Annotated in this window: 12 protein-coding genes; all 12 read right to left on the bottom strand. The window is 66.9% G+C overall.

Annotation, left to right across the window (positions count from 1 at the left end; all coding sequences use genetic code 11):
* Window positions 1-349: 349 nt before the first annotated feature.
* The 12 genes from ASF40_RS09860 to ASF40_RS09805 all read right to left on the bottom strand — a co-directional run bounded on the left by ASF40_RS09860 (window position 350) and on the right by ASF40_RS09805 (window position 17,083).
* Window positions 350-943: a PIN domain-containing protein gene (locus ASF40_RS09860; RefSeq protein WP_235560202.1), complete on the bottom strand. Its 594-nt coding sequence runs from the start codon at window positions 941-943 to the stop codon at window positions 350-352.
* A 17-nt stretch (window positions 944-960) separates the two neighbouring features.
* Window positions 961-1,485 carry a helix-turn-helix domain-containing protein gene (locus tag ASF40_RS21345; RefSeq protein ID WP_056369842.1) on the bottom strand — a complete coding sequence of 175 codons (525 nt, stop codon included), beginning with the start codon at window positions 1,483-1,485 and terminating at the stop codon, window positions 961-963.
* A gap of 113 nt (window positions 1,486-1,598) precedes the next feature.
* On the bottom strand, window positions 1,599-2,720 hold the full coding sequence (locus tag ASF40_RS09850) for a DUF3322 domain-containing protein (RefSeq protein ID WP_056368569.1): 1,122 nt from the start codon (window positions 2,718-2,720) through the stop codon (window positions 1,599-1,601).
* Window positions 2,717-6,070: an ATP-binding protein gene (locus ASF40_RS09845; RefSeq protein WP_056368567.1), complete on the bottom strand. Its 3,354-nt coding sequence runs from the start codon at window positions 6,068-6,070 to the stop codon at window positions 2,717-2,719. The genes ASF40_RS09850 and ASF40_RS09845 overlap by 4 nt, the downstream gene beginning before the upstream one ends.
* Window positions 6,067-6,726 carry a DUF4194 domain-containing protein gene (locus ASF40_RS09840; RefSeq protein ID WP_056368566.1) on the bottom strand — a complete coding sequence of 220 codons (660 nt, stop codon included), beginning with the start codon at window positions 6,724-6,726 and terminating at the stop codon, window positions 6,067-6,069. Before ASF40_RS09840 ends, ASF40_RS09845 begins: the two co-directional genes overlap by 4 nt.
* Entirely contained in the window at window positions 6,723-8,174 is a 1,452-nt protein-coding gene (locus tag ASF40_RS09835; protein ID WP_082497049.1) for a DUF3375 domain-containing protein, read from the bottom strand. The genes ASF40_RS09840 and ASF40_RS09835 overlap by 4 nt, the downstream gene beginning before the upstream one ends.
* Window positions 8,175-8,242: 68 nt before the next feature.
* Entirely contained in the window at window positions 8,243-8,764 is a 522-nt protein-coding gene (locus ASF40_RS09830) for a DUF1877 family protein (protein ID WP_056368562.1), read from the bottom strand.
* A 940-nt stretch (window positions 8,765-9,704) separates the two neighbouring features.
* Window positions 9,705-10,115 (bottom strand): GH32 C-terminal domain-containing protein, encoded by a 411-nt coding sequence (locus ASF40_RS21470; protein ID WP_235560234.1) that lies wholly within the window; start codon window positions 10,113-10,115, stop codon window positions 9,705-9,707.
* Between the two features lie 85 nt (window positions 10,116-10,200).
* Window positions 10,201-12,429: a glycoside hydrolase family 3 C-terminal domain-containing protein gene (locus ASF40_RS09820; RefSeq protein WP_056368558.1), complete on the bottom strand. Its 2,229-nt coding sequence runs from the start codon at window positions 12,427-12,429 to the stop codon at window positions 10,201-10,203.
* The gene (locus tag ASF40_RS09815) at window positions 12,426-14,861 is read right to left on the bottom strand and encodes a glycoside hydrolase family 2 TIM barrel-domain containing protein (RefSeq protein WP_056368555.1); all 2,436 of its coding nucleotides are present in this window, start codon (window positions 14,859-14,861) and stop codon (window positions 12,426-12,428) included. The genes ASF40_RS09820 and ASF40_RS09815 overlap by 4 nt, the downstream gene beginning before the upstream one ends.
* A 3-nt stretch (window positions 14,862-14,864) precedes the next feature.
* Window positions 14,865-15,857 (bottom strand): Gfo/Idh/MocA family protein, encoded by a 993-nt coding sequence (locus ASF40_RS09810; protein WP_056368552.1) that lies wholly within the window; start codon window positions 15,855-15,857, stop codon window positions 14,865-14,867.
* Window positions 15,854-17,083, bottom strand: a complete 1,230-nt coding sequence (locus tag ASF40_RS09805; protein ID WP_056368550.1) for a glycoside hydrolase family 1 protein — start codon at window positions 17,081-17,083, stop codon at window positions 15,854-15,856. Before ASF40_RS09805 ends, ASF40_RS09810 begins: the two co-directional genes overlap by 4 nt.
* Window positions 17,084-17,122: the final 39 nt, after the last annotated feature.

The following is a 17,122-nucleotide window of genomic DNA, read 5'->3' as shown; positions in this document are numbered from 1 at the left end:
AGCTCTACGAGAGCCGCCCGCCCATTACCGAATCGATCCTCTGGCGAGCGCTTCAGCACCGGGGTCGTGCCAACATCTGAGAAGGGGCCGCGTGGATCGAGACGGAACGAAACCCCGGGAATACGCCTCAGAACGACGTCAATTCGGGCGAAAAGTGGCGGAGACGGAGGGATTTGAGATCGCGCTGATGGCAAGTGAACTCAGCTGAAACCGCGCAATTCCGCGGATTGTGACGTCGATGACGTCGTCCTCGATCAGGTCGGCCGGATTCGATTCGTGGCAAGAACGTGGCGGTTACCGGGCGCTCATCAGGCGGCCGCGCCCGCGCGCCAGGCGTGCGATCTGCAGGCTACGCGGACGCAGCTTCGACCATCATCTCGACGGCTTCGATCATGCCGTACCGGTCCCGCAAGGTGTCGAGGATCTCCTCGACGGCGAGTACTGCACCGTGGCCGCCGGAACGGCTGGCGATCTCCTGCACCGCGGCGAGCGCGCGCCTTGGGTTGAGTGCGACGGTGTTCTTCGCAAACTCGCGCGCACTGAGCACTTGAATCGTTGGCGGAATCTTGTCTGCGGGGAAGTCCTTGAAATTCTCAGTGACGATCGCGCCGGCTCCTGCAATGACGGCCGCGGCGACCACGTGCTCGTCGTCCTGATCGGGAAGACCGAACGTGCCCTCCAGCGGTTCCCACCCTTCGACCTCCGCATCGGCGAACTCGCGCCGCATCGCTGCAATGAGGGTCGCTGCGCGGCCTGCAGCCTCCGCTACGGGGATTCCCCGTTTCACGAGCTTGGCTTCCTCGTGATACTCGAGCTCTTCCAGGATCGCCGAGCTCCAGGTCGGTCGATACGCGCCCTCGACCGCGAGGGAAAGGAGAAAGTCACGTTGCAGGCTCGGCCACAGCACGCTGGTGTCGAGGGTCGCCGTGAACACGACCCCCATCCTGTCAGGCTGCGGAGCTAAAGGCGGACAGCCCGCCTCGACGCGACCGCCTTCCTCGCCGCTTTGAGGTCCTCGAGCGTCTGTTCGACGTTGTCTTCGTCGACAGCGTCACGCGTGGCAGCGAGCATGTCGTACTGACGCTCACGACGGCGCTCCCGATACTCGAGCAGATCTGCAAGGAGAACACGGCGATGCGTTCCGGCCCTCTCGAAGGGGATCTCGCCCTCGTCGAGGAGCTTTACAACGGTCGGGCGGCTTACGTTTAGGAGATCCGCTGCTTGCTGAGTGGTCAGCCGCGTCGTCTGCGGTACAACCGAGACGGCTAGCCCGCTTTGCATCGCATCAACAATCTTGCGGAGTGCAAGGTAGACCTCTTCCGGGAGTTCTACCTGATCGCCTGGACGCGCTCCCGCAAGGAAGTACCTTGGCTCGGGAAGAGCTCTACCGGCAGCCTCATGGGCGGTGAGGAAGTCCAGAACAGGGGCAAGCTCGTAGCCCTTGCTGGGAAGGTACGTCTCTTCAACGACTGCAGCGCGAGACACGGGAATCACCTCAATACGGGTAAACGCAGGGGATTGCGTTTGTTGCGATTACGGTAGCACGTATCCCCGACAGATCGATAGGAGGATGCTGGGCTAGCAGCTCGACTGCCCGGTCAAGACACTCCGAGTCGCGCGAGCGCGTAGCTCCACGGGATGCGCTCCTGCTCGAGGCGAATGTTCCCCTCCGCGCTCAGCGACTGAAGAGTCGCGCGCTCACCGGGCGTGAGCAGCTCGAGCACGCCGACATTCGGTTCTGGATCGGTCCCCCACAGATCCCGGTGGTCGAAAAGAGTCCCGGAATCCATCAACGCCGATGTCGCCTCGACTCCCCTGGCTCGTAGTCGGTTGAGGATGGCGAATCCATGTGAGTCGAGATCGCCCCAGTAGGTGACGGTCTGCGCCCATGGCAGGCGAGCGACGAGGTCGACTCGGTGACCGCCGCCGTGCACAGCGACCGCGTCCGGCACGTTCGGCATGGCGAGCACCGTGGCAAGGTTCTCGAAGACGAAGACTCGTTGAGGCCGTAAAGGGATCGATGCAACTTCGTCGACGGGCGCTGACACATCGGTGAGCCATTGGAAGGAGAGAGATGGATCGAGTACACGGATCCGCACCAGCGGCGACGGCTCGCGAAGCCCCAGTCCGGATGCACCGGTTCCAGCTCGATGCAACGCCTCTACGACCCCTCGGCGGGACTCGATCCATTTGGAGTCGATGCCGCGAATCGGAAGCTCCCGGATGAGGCGGTCAGACGCCGGGTTGTCACGCAGCCAGGTCAGCACGTCGACGAGCCTGTGAAAATCAGCGTCATCGAGGTCGGCAATCGAGTGGGCGTAGGTGCGGAGCACTACCTGCGCGTCGGGCCCAACAAGAGCCCTCAGCTCGTCGAGGCGTTCCACCAGACGCCGCCATACCGCTGCCTCACCTGCGACTCCAGCGATCACCTCTGGGCTACGCACGATGGCGCGCACGGGGACCTCCTGAGATCCGACGCGTGACCAGTTTCGGACGGCCCACTCGAGCTCGATTCCCGAGGCTTCACTCACGCCGCGCCAGGACTTGACCCACTCTCGAACACGATTCAGGTCGCTCAGCGCCTCCCGCTCTGTCGGCGGCCGCAGGGGAACATCGAGCACGACACCGGTCTGCTGCTCGGCCGCCCACGTGCGCGCATCGCGGTCGAAGAGCTTCTTCGCGCGCGCACGCACATCCGACGGCGTGACGGGCGTCGTCACGCGCGCGACTCCGCATGCGGCGTAGAGGTGGCCTCCGGGTCACCGACCGCGAACACCACGTTCGCCAGTCGTGACGTGTTGCGGTCGGGGTTCGATACCGACGTAATCGCGCCCACGTACGGCTCGAGTGTCTGCAGCAGCTTCTGAGGTGTCGCGAGGATCATGTGGAACCCGAATTCCCGGAACACCTCCATCGCGTTGCGCGTGTATCGACTGTCGGCCTTGTCGAATGCCTCGTCGAGCACGATCGACCCGAACCTCGGGACCTCGTCCTCTTCCTCAGTGAGCTGATAGCGCAAGGCCGCGGCGAGGCAGAAGATGACAAGCTTCTGCCTCTGACCGCCCGACAACCCCTCGGCGGAGTCGTACACTCGCACGACCCGGCCGGTGAGGTCCTTCTCCCGCGCAAGGAAGCTCACGTGAAGCCTTGTGTCGAGCACACGATTGCGCCAGTCGATGTCGATGCGGTCCTTGGAGCCGAGTCGACCGATAACGCGCTGCAGGACGCCGAAGCGCTGCTCCGCGCCGGCGGCGGACTCGTCGGCCCAGTTGCCTTCGACGATACGGCGCAGGTCGGTGAGGAACTCGTCGACCTCCGGCGTCCGGGTCGTCTTCACATCGATCTCGAGGAAGCGATCCGTCCCCTCGAACGGGGACCGTCCGAGGGATGCGTTCACGGGAAGGATCCGCTCCCGGATGAACCCCGGGGCGTCGCGGAGGTCGCTGAGCAAGTGGGCGACGACATCCTGCGAGCGCTCCCGCAACAGCTTGCGGAACTCGGTCTCCTTCTCGGGCAGGCCGCGGGCGAGGATCCCCTCCCGAAGTTCGCGATACCCGTAACGGTCGCGGATGTCGGCGGCGAGCTCGGCGGATGCTGCCGGCCACCCGAGTCGGAACTCCGCCGCACGTCCCGCGAAGCTGGCTTCAGCGTCGGCTGCACGGCCGGCTGCGACGTCCTTCTCCTTCGAGAGCGCCGACTGAACCTTGCGTGCGACCTCGTCGACCGTTTCCAGGCTGACGGAGCGTCGCTCGGCGCGGAATCGTTCTTCCAGCGAATCGGCGATGGGTTCGTCGACCGGCGTGTGGGGCGCGGCCTCGAGTTCGGCGATCTGCGCTCCGACACTCTCCATCTTGTTGCGGGCGACGGCGTGGTGGCCAAGCGCTCGCTCGTGTGCTTCGCCGGTATCAGCGAGCCGTTGGCCAGCTCGCTCGGCGGCCTCCTGAGCTTCGCGGAGGGTGCCCGACTCGCTGGTGAGCACCCGGAGTTCATCGCGCCGAGCCGCGGTCACCGCCGCCGCGGCAGCGAGGTCCACTCGCTCCCACGTGAACCTCGAAACCCGCGTGAAGACATCACGCCGGGTCACAGCATCCTGGCGGGCCGAGTCCGCATGCGCATCCCTTGCGGACGTCTCCTCCATCGCCACCATCGCCTCACGACGACGCTCCAGCAACGCCTCGAGCCGCGCCGCAGTGTCGCCGCCCAGCACCCAGCGGGTCGCATCACCGACGTCGTGACGGTCGTCCTTCTCGTACCTGCGTGAGTTGCGCTTGACGAGACCGCCGATCGTGACGCCGCGTTCGACGTCGTCGAGCTCGTCCGGGTGCGAAACGCAGGCGTAGTCGAACTCGGTGGCGATGCGCCTTCGGACATAAGACGCGAAGGGCCCGTCACTCACCGCGAGGCGATGAACGAGCGAGCGGGGGTCCTTGGGGCGACGCGGCTCATCGACCGAGTGCGGCACCGCTTCGATGACGAGCCGTACACCGAGCGTGCGCGAGTCGGCCGCACGGCGGGCTCCCGCAAGATGCTCGTCCCGCACGAGGAGTGTCGACGCGAACGGCGCCATCACTCGCTCTGCCGCGCCGCGCCATGTGGAGTGCTGTTCGGCGACCGAGATCAGCTCACCGGCGAAGGGGAACGTCGACGCCGGAACGCCGACAGCGTCGGCGAGGTATCGCCGGGCTCTCAGGAGCTTCTCGTCGAGGTTGCTCCGGTGGTCTCTCAGCGACTGAATCTGATTCGTGATTTCGTCCAGCACCTTACGGGCCTGACTCGCGGCGTCACGCACCTCATACGACACAGCGGGGATATCGCGCGCAGCTTCGGCGACGGCGACCGCGAGGAGTTCCGCAAACTGTTCGGAGTCCTCAGGCATGGGCGCGCCGATGCGCGTCAGCTCGGCGCCCAGCTGGGACCGGTACTGACCGATGACGTCCTCGGCGCTCTGCGCACTATCGATCCGCTCCTGCAGAAGCTCGACGCGAGCGCCTCCCTCGTCGCGAACGCGAGCCTTCGCGGTCTCGAGAGCATCGGCCGCCAACCGCTGCTCGCGCGCGGCGTCGCTCAGCTCGCTCTCGGCGCGCGCCAGCGCGGCGCGTGCTGGGCCGGCGGCATCCTTCGCGAGCCGAAGCTTGAGTGCCGAAGTGAAGGGCTCGACTGCATCGTGCAGATCAGAGATCGCCGCCATCTCGGCACCGGCCAGGTCGAACGCCGCGATCGCCTCGTCGACCTTGCGAAGCGCATCAGCCTGCTTGCGCAGGTCGACCACGTGTTTGTGAGCCGCATCGAGCTCCGTGAACTGCTCGACCGCAGTCTCCGCGCGCGCAAAGGTTCCCGGCTGATCGAGCATGAACCCGCGGAATAGCGCGTCGAGCGTGCCGAGGTTCTTCGCCGACTGAGTCTTGTGGAGAAGCTGAAGCGTCGCGTCGCCGCGGAAGCCGAACTGGCGGATGACACGCTCATGAAAGCGTCCGTGCCGCCCACCGGTTGTGAGGAGCGCATCGGGGAAGGCCTTCGACATTCGGCGCGCGTCGATCCCGCCTTCGACATGCGGCTTCACTTCGAGAAGCTCCACATGGCCGCGCGCGAAGATCCGCGCGTCCTTCAACGCTGTCGCCTCGGTGCGCGTGCCGGGTGCGTGGAACACCCGCAGCAGGACGACCGGTTCGTCGCGAAGGTTCTCGTAGCGCAGCAGGATGCCGCTCCAGGTGGCTTTCGAGCGAAGGTAAGTCGTGGTGGCCCGATCAGCGGCCTCGTCCGCTTCCTTGCTCCAGGCCCCGCGCACGTAGCTCATCAGCGTCCGATCGCTGTGCCGAGATGCGCCGTCCTGAGCTGCCGCGTTGAGTCGCAGCCACCTATCGGGGGTGAGAACCGCGGCGATCGCGTCCAAGAGGGATGACTTGCCCGATCCGGATGCCCCGGTGAACAGGTGACCGTCGCGCGCGACGTCCACGGCGACGTGGCCCGCGAACGTGCCCCAGTTGACGATTTCGATCTGGGCGAGGCGCCACTGACCGGGCCTGGTCGGATCGATCTCCGGCTCGTCAGTGGGGAAGGTCAGCATCGTCATGCGTCCTGGTCCTCGTCATCCGTCGACAGGGCGGCAAAGTCACCTTCGCACTCGCGGGCGATCCGCTGATACTCGGCGGTGATCGCGCGGATCTGGTCGGCGTCGACGAGCAGCCGCAGCACCGGAGAGATCTCGGCGCGGTCATCGCCCACGGCGTGCAGCACACGGAGCTTGTTCTGCATCTTGTTCCACGACGAGTTGACTCGACTCGCGAAGTCCTTCTCGTCACGATCGGGGGTGCGGAACACAGCAAGTTGCTCGAAGACCTCCGCCTGCCCGACGATCACACGCCCGCGACCCTCCTCGCTCAGCAATGTCTGGCGTAGGACGAGCAGCATCGCCGTGTCGAGGAACGTCAAGGCCTCGGACCGCACCGCCTTCGGCGCATCGTCGGAGGGAGCGTTGCGGACGAACGCGAACTCGTTGTCACGGTCGATGACCAGTTCGAGGAACAGCTCGGCGAGACGTGAGCGGATCATGGTCTCGTCGGTGAGCAGTACTGCCCACAATTGCGCCTCTCGTGCGCCTGAGAGGTACGGCCCGCGCACCAGACGGAGCAGGACCCGCCTGGTCCGGTCCGGAAGCTCCCCCGAGTCACCGCGCCAGAGGCCGGTGTGCTCCCCGGGGGCGACATCCGTTGGAATCGCTTCGGTCATGTCACCGCTCCTGTGAATCGGTGCGCCGCGACGATTGCCGCGCGCGGTACTCCGTCGGCGCCCTGCCACGCGAGCACCTCGGGCTCGTCGTCAACGGTGCCCTGCTCCGCCGCGATCGAGAGAAGTCCGATCACACTTCCTACCCCCTGCGTCGCGGGGTATCGAGCGAGGACATCTGCGACGGTGCACGATTGCACCTCGGCGAGCAGGTCGTTGATGTTCCGGGTGAGTTCGTCGAAGTCGATCTCGGTCTCGCGAGCGATAGCCCGCATCTCCTCGAGGCTCGCGAGGGATGCCGTCTGCGTGACGATCTCGTCGGTGGCGGCGAATTCGGCGGGATCGTGGAGGTCGATCGCCCCGACGCTTGACATGGCCACGGCCGAGAGATCCAGAGTGAGCGACGTCGGATGCCATGGACGCGTATGCGCGGATGCTTCCACACCCGCGTGCTGAGCCTCTCGCAGAAGAGTCCTCAGTACCCGGTCGCGCTGGTAGTCCTGCGACTGCACGTAGCGGCGCAGCGCCCGGGCGAACAATGTGATGACGTCGTGGATCTCCGCGCTTCGTCCCTTGAGCGTGGTGAGGAAGGAGCGCAATGCCCGGCGTTCATCCGAGGTGAGGTCACGAGCGAATCCGCGGTCGAGGATGCGGCGAATGTCGGCCTCGAACGCGGCACCGAGTGCAGGGTCGAGCACGAGCTGTGAGAAGGCAGCGAAACTGCGGCCTGCATCCGAGTCGGAGATGTGGTCGATTCCGCGGAAGACTTCGTCTACGACCGACGCCTGAGAAACATCGGACTCGACGATCTTCGCCCTCAGCGACGCATTCAGCGCCTCGAACTCAGCACGCACCCGAGAGAAATCGTCCGGCACGTCCGCCGCCTGCGCCAACACATCGCGAACGCGTTCGAGCGCCCGGTCCTCGTCTATCGCGGTCTCGTCACCCGAACGCAGGCTCTCGATCCGCCGCTCGATTGACTCGATCTCTTCTTGGAGCAGCGCGATGCGTGCTGACACGTCAGGATCAGTGTCGATCGCGAGGCGACGGACCTGCGCCGCAAGGCTCGCAAGCCGAGACTCGGTCACACTAGAACGCGGGGCGGCGCGACCCTGCAGGAAGCGGATCCCGGCGATCGCGTCCGGGGAAAGCTCGAGCGTCTCACCCCGCGCTTCCGATGACGGCCGACGCACCAGGAAGCCGGCCGAGCGCCACTCTCCGCAGTACCCCTTCGCAGTCAACGGCAGGATCAGCCCCTGTGCGCGGAGCCGCTCGAGGTCGGCATCGATCCGCTCGTACAGCTCCTCAGCGTCGACTTGGCGCTCGTCTCCGCCCAGGTGGGTGCCGAGAAGACCGGCGACCACGGGTGCGCTGTCGGCTCGAAGCAGCTTCCACGCCGCATCGCGCTCCGCAAGCTGGGCGAGCTCGAGGACCTGGGCGACGGCGGGCACGCGTCCATTCTGAAGGAACACACCGACATCCGTTGACGCGACGACAGCCGCGGATTGTTCGGACGGAGTCACCCGATCAGGTAGACCATTCCACGGCCGTCCGCTGCGAGCGTCTCGACGAACGTCTGCGCCCGCCTGAGGTAGTCAAGGACGTAGCGAAGCTCGTCGTCGTCGTCGGCTCCGTGCCTGCTGCGCCAAGTGCGCGCCCACGTTCGCACCTGGTCCTCGTCGATCGCACAGAGGTCGTCCCGAATCGCCGGCACCTCCACCGGGAGGATCGTCCTCACCCACGGGTCCCACCCGAGCCCGTGCATCGTTACGCTCCCCTCGAACATCCGGTAGCAGGAGCCTGCGTCGGGAACATCGGTCGTCGGACACGTGAGGGACTGCAGGGCGGACCATACCTTGTCGAGATAGAGCATGTCGCGCTTCGGCGAGACCTGCTCGAACGTCGCGACACTCACGCTTGCGTGCGGTTCCAGGCCCCACGCGTCAGCAAGCGGGTCACTGGAGAGGATGCTGTGCGGGTCATCGACCGCCTGCTCAGCGAGGTCGGCGTCGAAGGCGTATGCGTAGTAGCGGATTCCCATGCGGGCAGCATCTCGACGAGGACGTCGCTCTGATGGCGGCATCCGACGAACTGGGGACAGCGTGCCCGAATCCGCCGCTGTGGAGGACGGGAGGCCTTCGCATGGCCCGTGGAGACCGAGGGATTCGCGCTCGCGGTCTCGCAGGCAGCGGCACTGAACTTTCGACCGGTCCGGCCGCAACCGAGCAGGTTGATGAACAAGAACTCCCGATCGAGTTCAGATCGCCCAGCGTGAGGCGCTTCGCAAACGTGGCAGAAGTGGCGGATTTCGTGGCAGAAGCAGAATAAAACCCTCTGACCGGGGGTTTTTCGGCGGAGACGGAGGGATTTGAAACTCGTCGAAACCGTTCTACGTTGATCGTTCTCGTTCCTTCCGGGTCGAACTTCCGCGGAAAGGCACGGGCAACGCGTGCGTAGTTTGAGCTCTCGCTCCCCCTCGTTCCCGGCGATTCCTTTGCAAACGTGGGCACCGCGTGGGCACGAGCTGGCGTGAACTGGAGCCACGCGATGACCCCGTCACGCGGGTTCAACGCGACCATTCTGTCGCGCTTGAAAGGCGCCGGGAAGACCCTTTCGGATGCCGTTTCGAGTGAGACCTCGGATTCCAGCCGAGCGGTCACTCGGATGGGCTAACACGGAGAGGTTCATGCAGGCACGGTGCAGTTGCAGTTGCACGAAATGGATCCGCAATCGGGCACCGCGCGCATGAGGCCCGTCACGGGCGGCGGTGGACCCGACCCACATCAGCCGGGTCTGGACGCGACTGTCGTTCTTGAAGCTCAAGCCGAGGAAGTCTACGCAACGGCGACCGTGCCGCGCATCGGGCCGCCGAACTACGCGAAGTCTTCGGCTGTGGCGCCTTCGTACCCGAAGAAGGCAAGGTATGCAGGGACCATCTCGAGCAGCATGTCGCGGCCCACTAGAGGATCGTGCACCCTCTTTCACTGGGAGGGGGCCACGTTGCGGTATGCGCCGTCGAGGTTCCAGATCTTCAGCGGCTTGACCTTGACGATCTCGTCACCGATGACACGCACACCGACCGCGTCCGCGAGAGTCGGGTAGACCCGGCTGGTGAGCGACTTCTCGCCGTTGACGTACGCCTCGACGACGGAGCGGTCGATGTAGGTGTGCACGGTGACCTTGCCGTTCGGCCCTACCTCGAGCGAGCCCTGATGGACGCCCCTACGGGTCCGGGTCCAGCGAGGAGAACGCGTAGTTGCGCACGTCGAGCTGAACGACGAGCGCGGAGTGTCCCAGGCTGTCGGCGAGCGCCGTGCCGTCGTCGACGAGGACGTCTCCGATGACGACGCTCCCCCTTCGGCGTCGAGCGCTCGTGCGAACTCTGCGCCCAGCCCGCGGGCTGCGCCGCTGATCAGGGCGACTTTCCGGCTGTGCGTTGCATGGTGCGGATCATTTCCTCGGTGATGGTCGTGTTGGTCAGAGACGTGCGAGCAGGCTGTTCACGAGTGTCCCCGGGTCGCTGGCGCCAGCCATCCCGACGAGGGTGCGAAGGGGGATGGAGCCGGCGAGCCGGAGCGTCTCGCCGCCGGTGAGGTTCCGGGCCTCGGGGTGAAGGTTGGCCAGTTCCGTTTCCAGAAGGAGGCGCCCTTCCGGATGCTCCATCCACTCGTTCAGGGTGGAGTCCTCGTCCAGCGCCCTGATGTCGTCGGGGATTGCGATCTCGACCTCGGTGCTCAGCCTGATGTCGCGCGAGGATGTGCCGACGGCGACACCGAACCGTCCTGATTCGGCGCGCCAGCCGTCGTCCCAGAACGCCCAGGCTCGCGCGGGCAGGTCAATGACGACGCGCTGTGACGCACCGGACTCGAGCGTGACCTTCTGGAATCCTGCGAGTTCACGGACCGGGCGGTCGACGCTCGCCTCCGGATCCGCGACGTAGACCTGCACCACGTCGGCTCCGCGCCGGCTGCCCGTGTTCGTGACCGTCACTTGGACGCGAGCGCCCGTATGGTCGGCGTCCACGGTGAGATCCGAATACGCGAAGCTGGTGTAACCGAGGCCGTGTCCGAAGGGATAGGCGACGTCGCGCGCGGTTTTGTCGTACCAGCGGTAGCCGACGTAAATCCGCTCGCCGTAGTAGACCTTCCCGTTGGCACCCGGCCAGTTGATCAGGGTCGGCGTGTCCTCCAGCCGGAGCGGGATCGTCTCGGCCAGACGCCCCCCGGGCTCCCGGTCGCCGAAGAGGATGTCGGAGACCGCACCGCCGCCGGCCTGCCCGGAAAGCCAGGTCTCCAGAATCCCGTCGACGCGGGAGTCGAACGAGGAGACGTCGACGACCCCGCCGTTGCTGAGGACGACCACGACTTTCGGGGCGACCTTGAGCACCGCCTCGAGCACTCGCAGCTGGCGGGCGGGAAGCCGCAAGTGCGTCCGGTCGTACCCTTCGGACTCGTCGATGGACGGGAGGCCGAGGAATAGGATGGTCACATCAGCCTGCGCCGCCGTGTCGCGTGCCTCGGCGAGAAGCGCCTCATCGTCGCCTGCGATGGGTCCTTCCTCCTCCACGGCGAACGCGGGCGCGAACAGCACGGTCCGCGAGGTCCGGTCGCGGATGGCGTTGAGCGCGTCGTCGAGCCGGGTGGGGTTGATGTGCGAGCTGCCCGCACCTTGATAGCGGGGCGACCGCGCGAACTCGCCGAGCACGGCGATCGGACCTCCGTCGTCCGCCGGCAGCGGGAGGATGTCCCCCTCGTTCTTGAGCAGGACGGCACTCGCCGCGGCGAGTTCACGGGCGAGCTCGTGGTGCGCGTCCCAGTCGACCTCGGTAATTTCTACCCGATCCGCTCGGAGCCGTTCGTGGACGTCGACCACCCGGGCTGCGGCTACGTCGACCACACTCTCGTCGAGCTGCCCTCGCTGTACTGCGTCGACGATGGCGGCCGTCCCGCGTCCGGAGCTCGTCGGCATCTCCAGGTCGAGCCCCGCCTCGAGGGTCGGAACCCGGTCGGTGACGGCTCCCCAGTCGGACATGACGTAGCCGTCGAAGCCCCACTCGTCGCGGAGCACCGTGGTCAGCAGCCACCGGTTCTCGGACGCGAAGACCCCGTTGATGCGGTTGTAGGAGCACATGAAGGTGGCGGGGCGCGACTCCTCGACGATGATCTCGTAGCCCCGGAGGTAGAGCTCGCGCAGCGTCCGCTCGTCGGCCTCGGCGCTGATCCGCTGGCGGTCGGTCTCCTGGTTGTTCACCGCGAAGTGCTTAACCGATGCACCGACGCCCTGACTCTGGATGCCGCGGACCCAGGCGGCGCCGAGCTTCCCCGTCAGAATCGGGTCCTCCGAAAAGTACTCGAAGTTGCGTCCACACAGCGGCGACCGCTTGATATTGACACCGGGCCCGAGGAGGACATCGACTCCGAGCACGCGACTCTCGCGGCCGAGCGCCTCACCCAGACGCTCCAGCAGTTCCGGGTCCCAGGTGGAACCGGTGGCGGCAGCCGTGGGGAAGGCGGTCGAGGGGAGGCTGTCGTTGATGCCGAGGTGATCGGCTTGACCGTCTTGCTTCCGGACGCCGTGCGGCCCGTCGGTGAGGGTCGCCGCCTCGATGCCCACGCGCTCGATGGCTGCGGATGTCCAGAACGAGCCGCCGGACAGCAGCGACGCCTTCTCCTCCAGCGTGAGGTTCTTCAGCTGCGGGTGGTTCATCGGTTTCTCTCCTTCGTGAGCGGCTCGGAATCTTCACCGGCATGGAGCCGGATCGCGACGTTGTCGTGTCCCTGAGAGGTCACACGGACGTCGATCGCCCCGGGGCCGGTCGGGCGGATGACCGCAAGGGCGCGGCCGTCGAACGTCCGCCACCGGTCGGCGTCGAAGCGCTCGGTGGTGGAGGGGTTCGCGCTGCACATGCCCGCGAGCACTCCGGCGCCGGTGACCTCGACGACGACCTCTTGATCGTGCGAAGCGACCAGTCGGCCCGAGTCGTCGCGGAATTCGATCGCGATGAAGGCGAGGTCGGCGTCGTCCGCCGTGAGTTCCCTCCGATCGGCGGATGCGGTGAGACGCGGCGCTCCCGCTGTGACGAGCGTGGTCCGGCCCACCTCCCGGCCGTCGGTGTAAGCAACCGCCTCCAGGGAGCCGGCCGCGTATTCCACGTTGAACAGGGCGAGCAGCGGCACTTCGTCGCCGACCCGCTGCCGCCCGAGCTCGCGGCCGTCGAGCAGCAGGGCCACCTCCTCGGCCGCCGCGTACACCTCGACTCTGATGCCGCGGCCCTCGAACCCGGGCCACGTCCAGGACGCGACCGAGTCGCTCCAGCCCCACGGCGACCGCTGTGCGAACGGCTCGTCGTAGCGGTCGGGTCGATGGACGGCGATGTACGGCTCCGCCCGGAGCCCGTAAACGATCTCGCGGTAGTAGGAGATCGGCCTGCGATACCCGGTGATGTCGAGATCGCCGGTGTTGGCGGTCAGGAAGGGGAACTCCCCTTCGAGCGCCAGCTGCTGCCCCTCGGCACGCGGCGAGTAGTTCGTCGATCCCAATCCGACCTCGCCGAGGTAGTCCCATCCCGCCCAGGTGAAGTCTCCGATGACATGCGGCAGGGAGGTGATCAGCGGCCAGAGCCTCCCGATCTGCGAGGGGAAGCTCTCCGACCCGACGATCACCCGGCCGGGGTAGAGCTGGGCATCCTGCGCGTACCGCGTCTCCCCGTAGTTCAGCCCCAGCACGTCGAGGGCTGCGCTCGACTCCTCGATCCGCTCCCCGGCGACGCGGCTGGCGCTGACCGTGCCGAAGTAGTCCCCCTCCGACATGATCTGGTTGAGTCCACCGAACTCCTCCATGAGTGCCGGGATGTCGTCCAGCGACGCCAAGAGGGCGTTGACCCCGTTGGTCACGAGCCGGGTCGGGTCGAGGGCGCGCACGTGCTCCGCCAGCCCCCGGGCGATCCGGGCGCCGTGACGGCTGCCCGTCTCCGCGATCTCGTTGCCGATCGAGTAGATGATGACGCTCGGGTGGTTGCGATCCTTTGCGACCATCGCCGTGAGGTCCTCGCGCCACCACTGGGGGAAGTCGAGCGCGTAGTCAAACGGGGACTTGCCGCGGGTCCACATGTCGAACGCCTCGTCCATGACGAGGACACCGAGGCGGTCGCACGCGTCGAGCATGGCCGACGAGATCGGGTTGTGGGCGCTTCGGATCGCGTTGAAGCCGGCCTCTTTCAGGAGTGCCACCCGGCGCTCCTCGGCTCGGCCGATGGCGGCGGCGCCCAGCGGCCCGTTGTCGTGGTGGACGCTCGCCCCGCGTATGGTCACAGCCTCTCCGTTGATCTCCAGGCCGACGGCCGGGTCCACCGTCACCGTGCGGATGCCGAAGCGCACCTCCACCGGCTCGGAGTCCTCAAGCGCGATACGCAGGGTGTGGAGGTGCGGGTGGTCGGGCGACCACAGTGCGACATCGTCGATGTAGAAGCGCTGGCGGACGGTGGCGTCCTCCCCGCCGACCAGCGTCGCCGGGGTCGACGCGGAGGCGACCGGCCGTCCGTCCGGATCGAGCACCTGCGACGACGCTCGGACCGTCCGGGTCGGGATCCCGGCGTTGCGGAGGCGAGTCCGGACCTCGATCACGGCCCGCGTTCCGGCTAGCCGGACGGTGTCGACCTCGATTCCGTCGGGAACGATGTGCAGCGGGGCGTCCACGTGCAGGGACACCGGACGGTGGAGACCCGCTCCGGAGTACCAGCGGGAGTCTTGGCCGGCCCGCACCTCGATCCTCAGCTCGTTCTCCTCCCCGATTCGCAGGAAGGGGGTCAGATCCACGAAGAAGCGCGCGTACCCGTCGGAGCGGTTGCCCACCAAGTCGTTGTTGAGGAATACCTGAGCGTGGCGATACGCACCCTCGACTTCGAGCCGGACGATCGCGCCCTCCCACTCTTCCGGCGCCGGGAACTGCTTGACGTAGGTGTACGCGCCGTTCGGGTAGTAGGCGCCGGCTCCGCGACCGGGCGCATCGGGGGTGCGCTCCTCGTCCCGCAATGCGTCATCCGGCAGCTGGACGGCGATCTCATCCGACGTCGGGCCCGCGGCGAACGCTCCTCGCGGGGCTCGGCGTGTCCAGCCCGAGTTGAACGGGATTCTCGTCATCAGTCACTCTTCCTTCGTGGAGGCGGGGGAATCGTTGGAGAGCTGCCCTCGGATCTCGTCCAGTGTGTCGAAGACGTCGGCCGTCGCCTCCAGGGTGTGCAGGGGGTGCTCGTGCTCGCCGGCGAGGATGGAGGCGGTTACCGCGCGCAGCATGGGGACGTAGCCGTGCCCTTCCGGCGTCGTCTCGATGACCTCCTCGACCATCGCTTCCTCCGCCGCGTGATGAAGGGTCGCCCGGGATGCGGACCAGAACGCCGTGTCGAGGGCGATCCATCCGCGGGTGCCGTTCACGGAGGCGACGAGGTCGAGGAACTCGGTCATGGATGAGGCGCCCTGGGCGAAGCGACCCTCCGGATAGTGGAGCGTGTAGTTCTCACGCAGGTCCACCCCGTCGTCGCGCACCACTCCGGCCGCCGTCACGCTCTCCGGTCGCCCGAGGAACAGCTGAGCGAGCGTCACGGGGTAGATGCCCTGGTCGAGAAGCGTGCTGCCGCCGGGTCTCCACCGGCTCGAGCCGTCCTGCGGAAACGGCGCTCCGAACGAGGCGCGCACGCTACGCACCTCGCCGATGGCGCCGCTCTCCACAAGCTCCTGGACCCGCCGGTGCAGTGGATTGAACTTCATCCACATCGCCTCCATCAGGAACCTTCCTGACCGGCGGGCGATCCCGGCCAGCTCGCGCACCTCGGCAGCGTCCACACCGATCGGCTTCTCGCACAGCACGTGACGGCCGCATTCGAGAGCTTCACGCGCCAGGCCGAAATGCGTCACATGCGGCGTGCCGATGTACACGGCGTCGATGTCCGAATCCAGCATCCGACCGTAGTCGGAGAACCGCCGCGGGATGCCGAAGTCGTCGGCGAAGGCATCCGCCGAGGTCTGGCTCCGGGATGCGACGGCGACGAGCTCCGCGTCCTCGACCAGAGCGAAGTCGGCGGCCATCTGCCGGGAGATGACGCCCGTGCCGACGACGCCCCAGCGGAGCGGTCCACTCACCGGACGTGGCCTTCGAGCGTGCTCGACCGGGCTGTGCGCGCCACCTCGCCTAGCCAGGCGAGGCTCGGCTTCGGGGTGCGGACGAAGGTGGTGCGGTCAACGGCGATCAGACCGAAGGTCGGCCCCCAGTGGCCCCACTCGTAGTTGTCCAGCAGGCTCCAGTGCAGGTACCCGCGCACGTCGATCCCGTCGTCGATGGCGGACTCCAGGTGGCCGAGCGCCTCCCGGGTGTAGTGGATACGGCGGTCATCGTCGGCCGTGGCGATGCCGTTCTCCGTCACGAGGACGGGCAGGCCGGTGACCTCGGCGGCGTGCCGGACCGCCATGCCGAGCGCGTCGGGCCGATAGGCGGTGCCGACGAGCGTGTTGTCTGGGTGGTCGGGATGCGGGACGAGACCGTTCGCGTCGACGGCCTGGGAGGAGTACGACTGCACGCCGATGAAGTCGTCCCCGCGCGCCGCCTCGAGGTACAGGTCCTCGAGGTTGTAGAGCACTTCGCGGAACTTCTCCTCGTTGCCGGGCGTGGAGGTGAGTGCACCGTTGGCGACAGTCCAGCCGACCTTCGCGCCGGTGCGCTCGCGGACGATGTCCCGCACGGCGTGGTGTGCGGCGACGAAGGGGAGGCCGAACTCGGGAGTCGGCACCGGCAGGCTCGCCGCGATGCGGGTCCGGTCACCCTCGCTCTGCACCGTGGGGCTCAGCCACTCGTCGAGCGAACCGGTGCGCATGGCCTCCTGCAGCATGATCATCATCGCCATCTGGTTCGGCTCGTTGATCGTGACCACCCATCCGACGCCGTCCAGGATGGTGGTCGCCTCGGTCACATACGACGCGAACCTCTCGGTCGCGCGCTCTGCGAGCCAGCCTCCCTCGTCCGCGAACCAGCCCGGGCTGGAGAAGTGGTGCAGCGTGACGACGGGGGTCACGCCGAACTCGGCACAGGTGTCGATCATGCGGCGGTAGTGCGCCAGCTCCGCGCGCGAGAACTGCCCAGGACGCGGTTCGATGCGTGCCCACTCGATCCCGAATCGGTAGCTGTCGAGCCCTGCCTCGGCCAGAAGCCGGATGTCCTCCCGGTAGCGGTGGTAGCTGTCGTCCGCGTCGCCGCTGGGCTCCATCCCGGGCATCAGCCCTTCGCGGGCCCACCAGTCGCTGTTGACGTTGTTTCCCTCGACCTGGTGCGGCGCGGTGCTCGCACCCCAGAGGAACGTCGCGGGGTAGGTCATGCGGACTCCTTCAGCGAGTGGTCGGAGAGGCGATCGTTC

Origin of the sequence: Microbacterium sp. Leaf288 (assembly GCF_001422925.1) — a bacterium.
In the GTDB taxonomy this organism is placed as follows: Bacteria; Actinomycetota; Actinomycetes; order Actinomycetales; family Microbacteriaceae; genus Microbacterium.
This window is presented reverse-complemented; position numbering and strand designations above follow the sequence as displayed.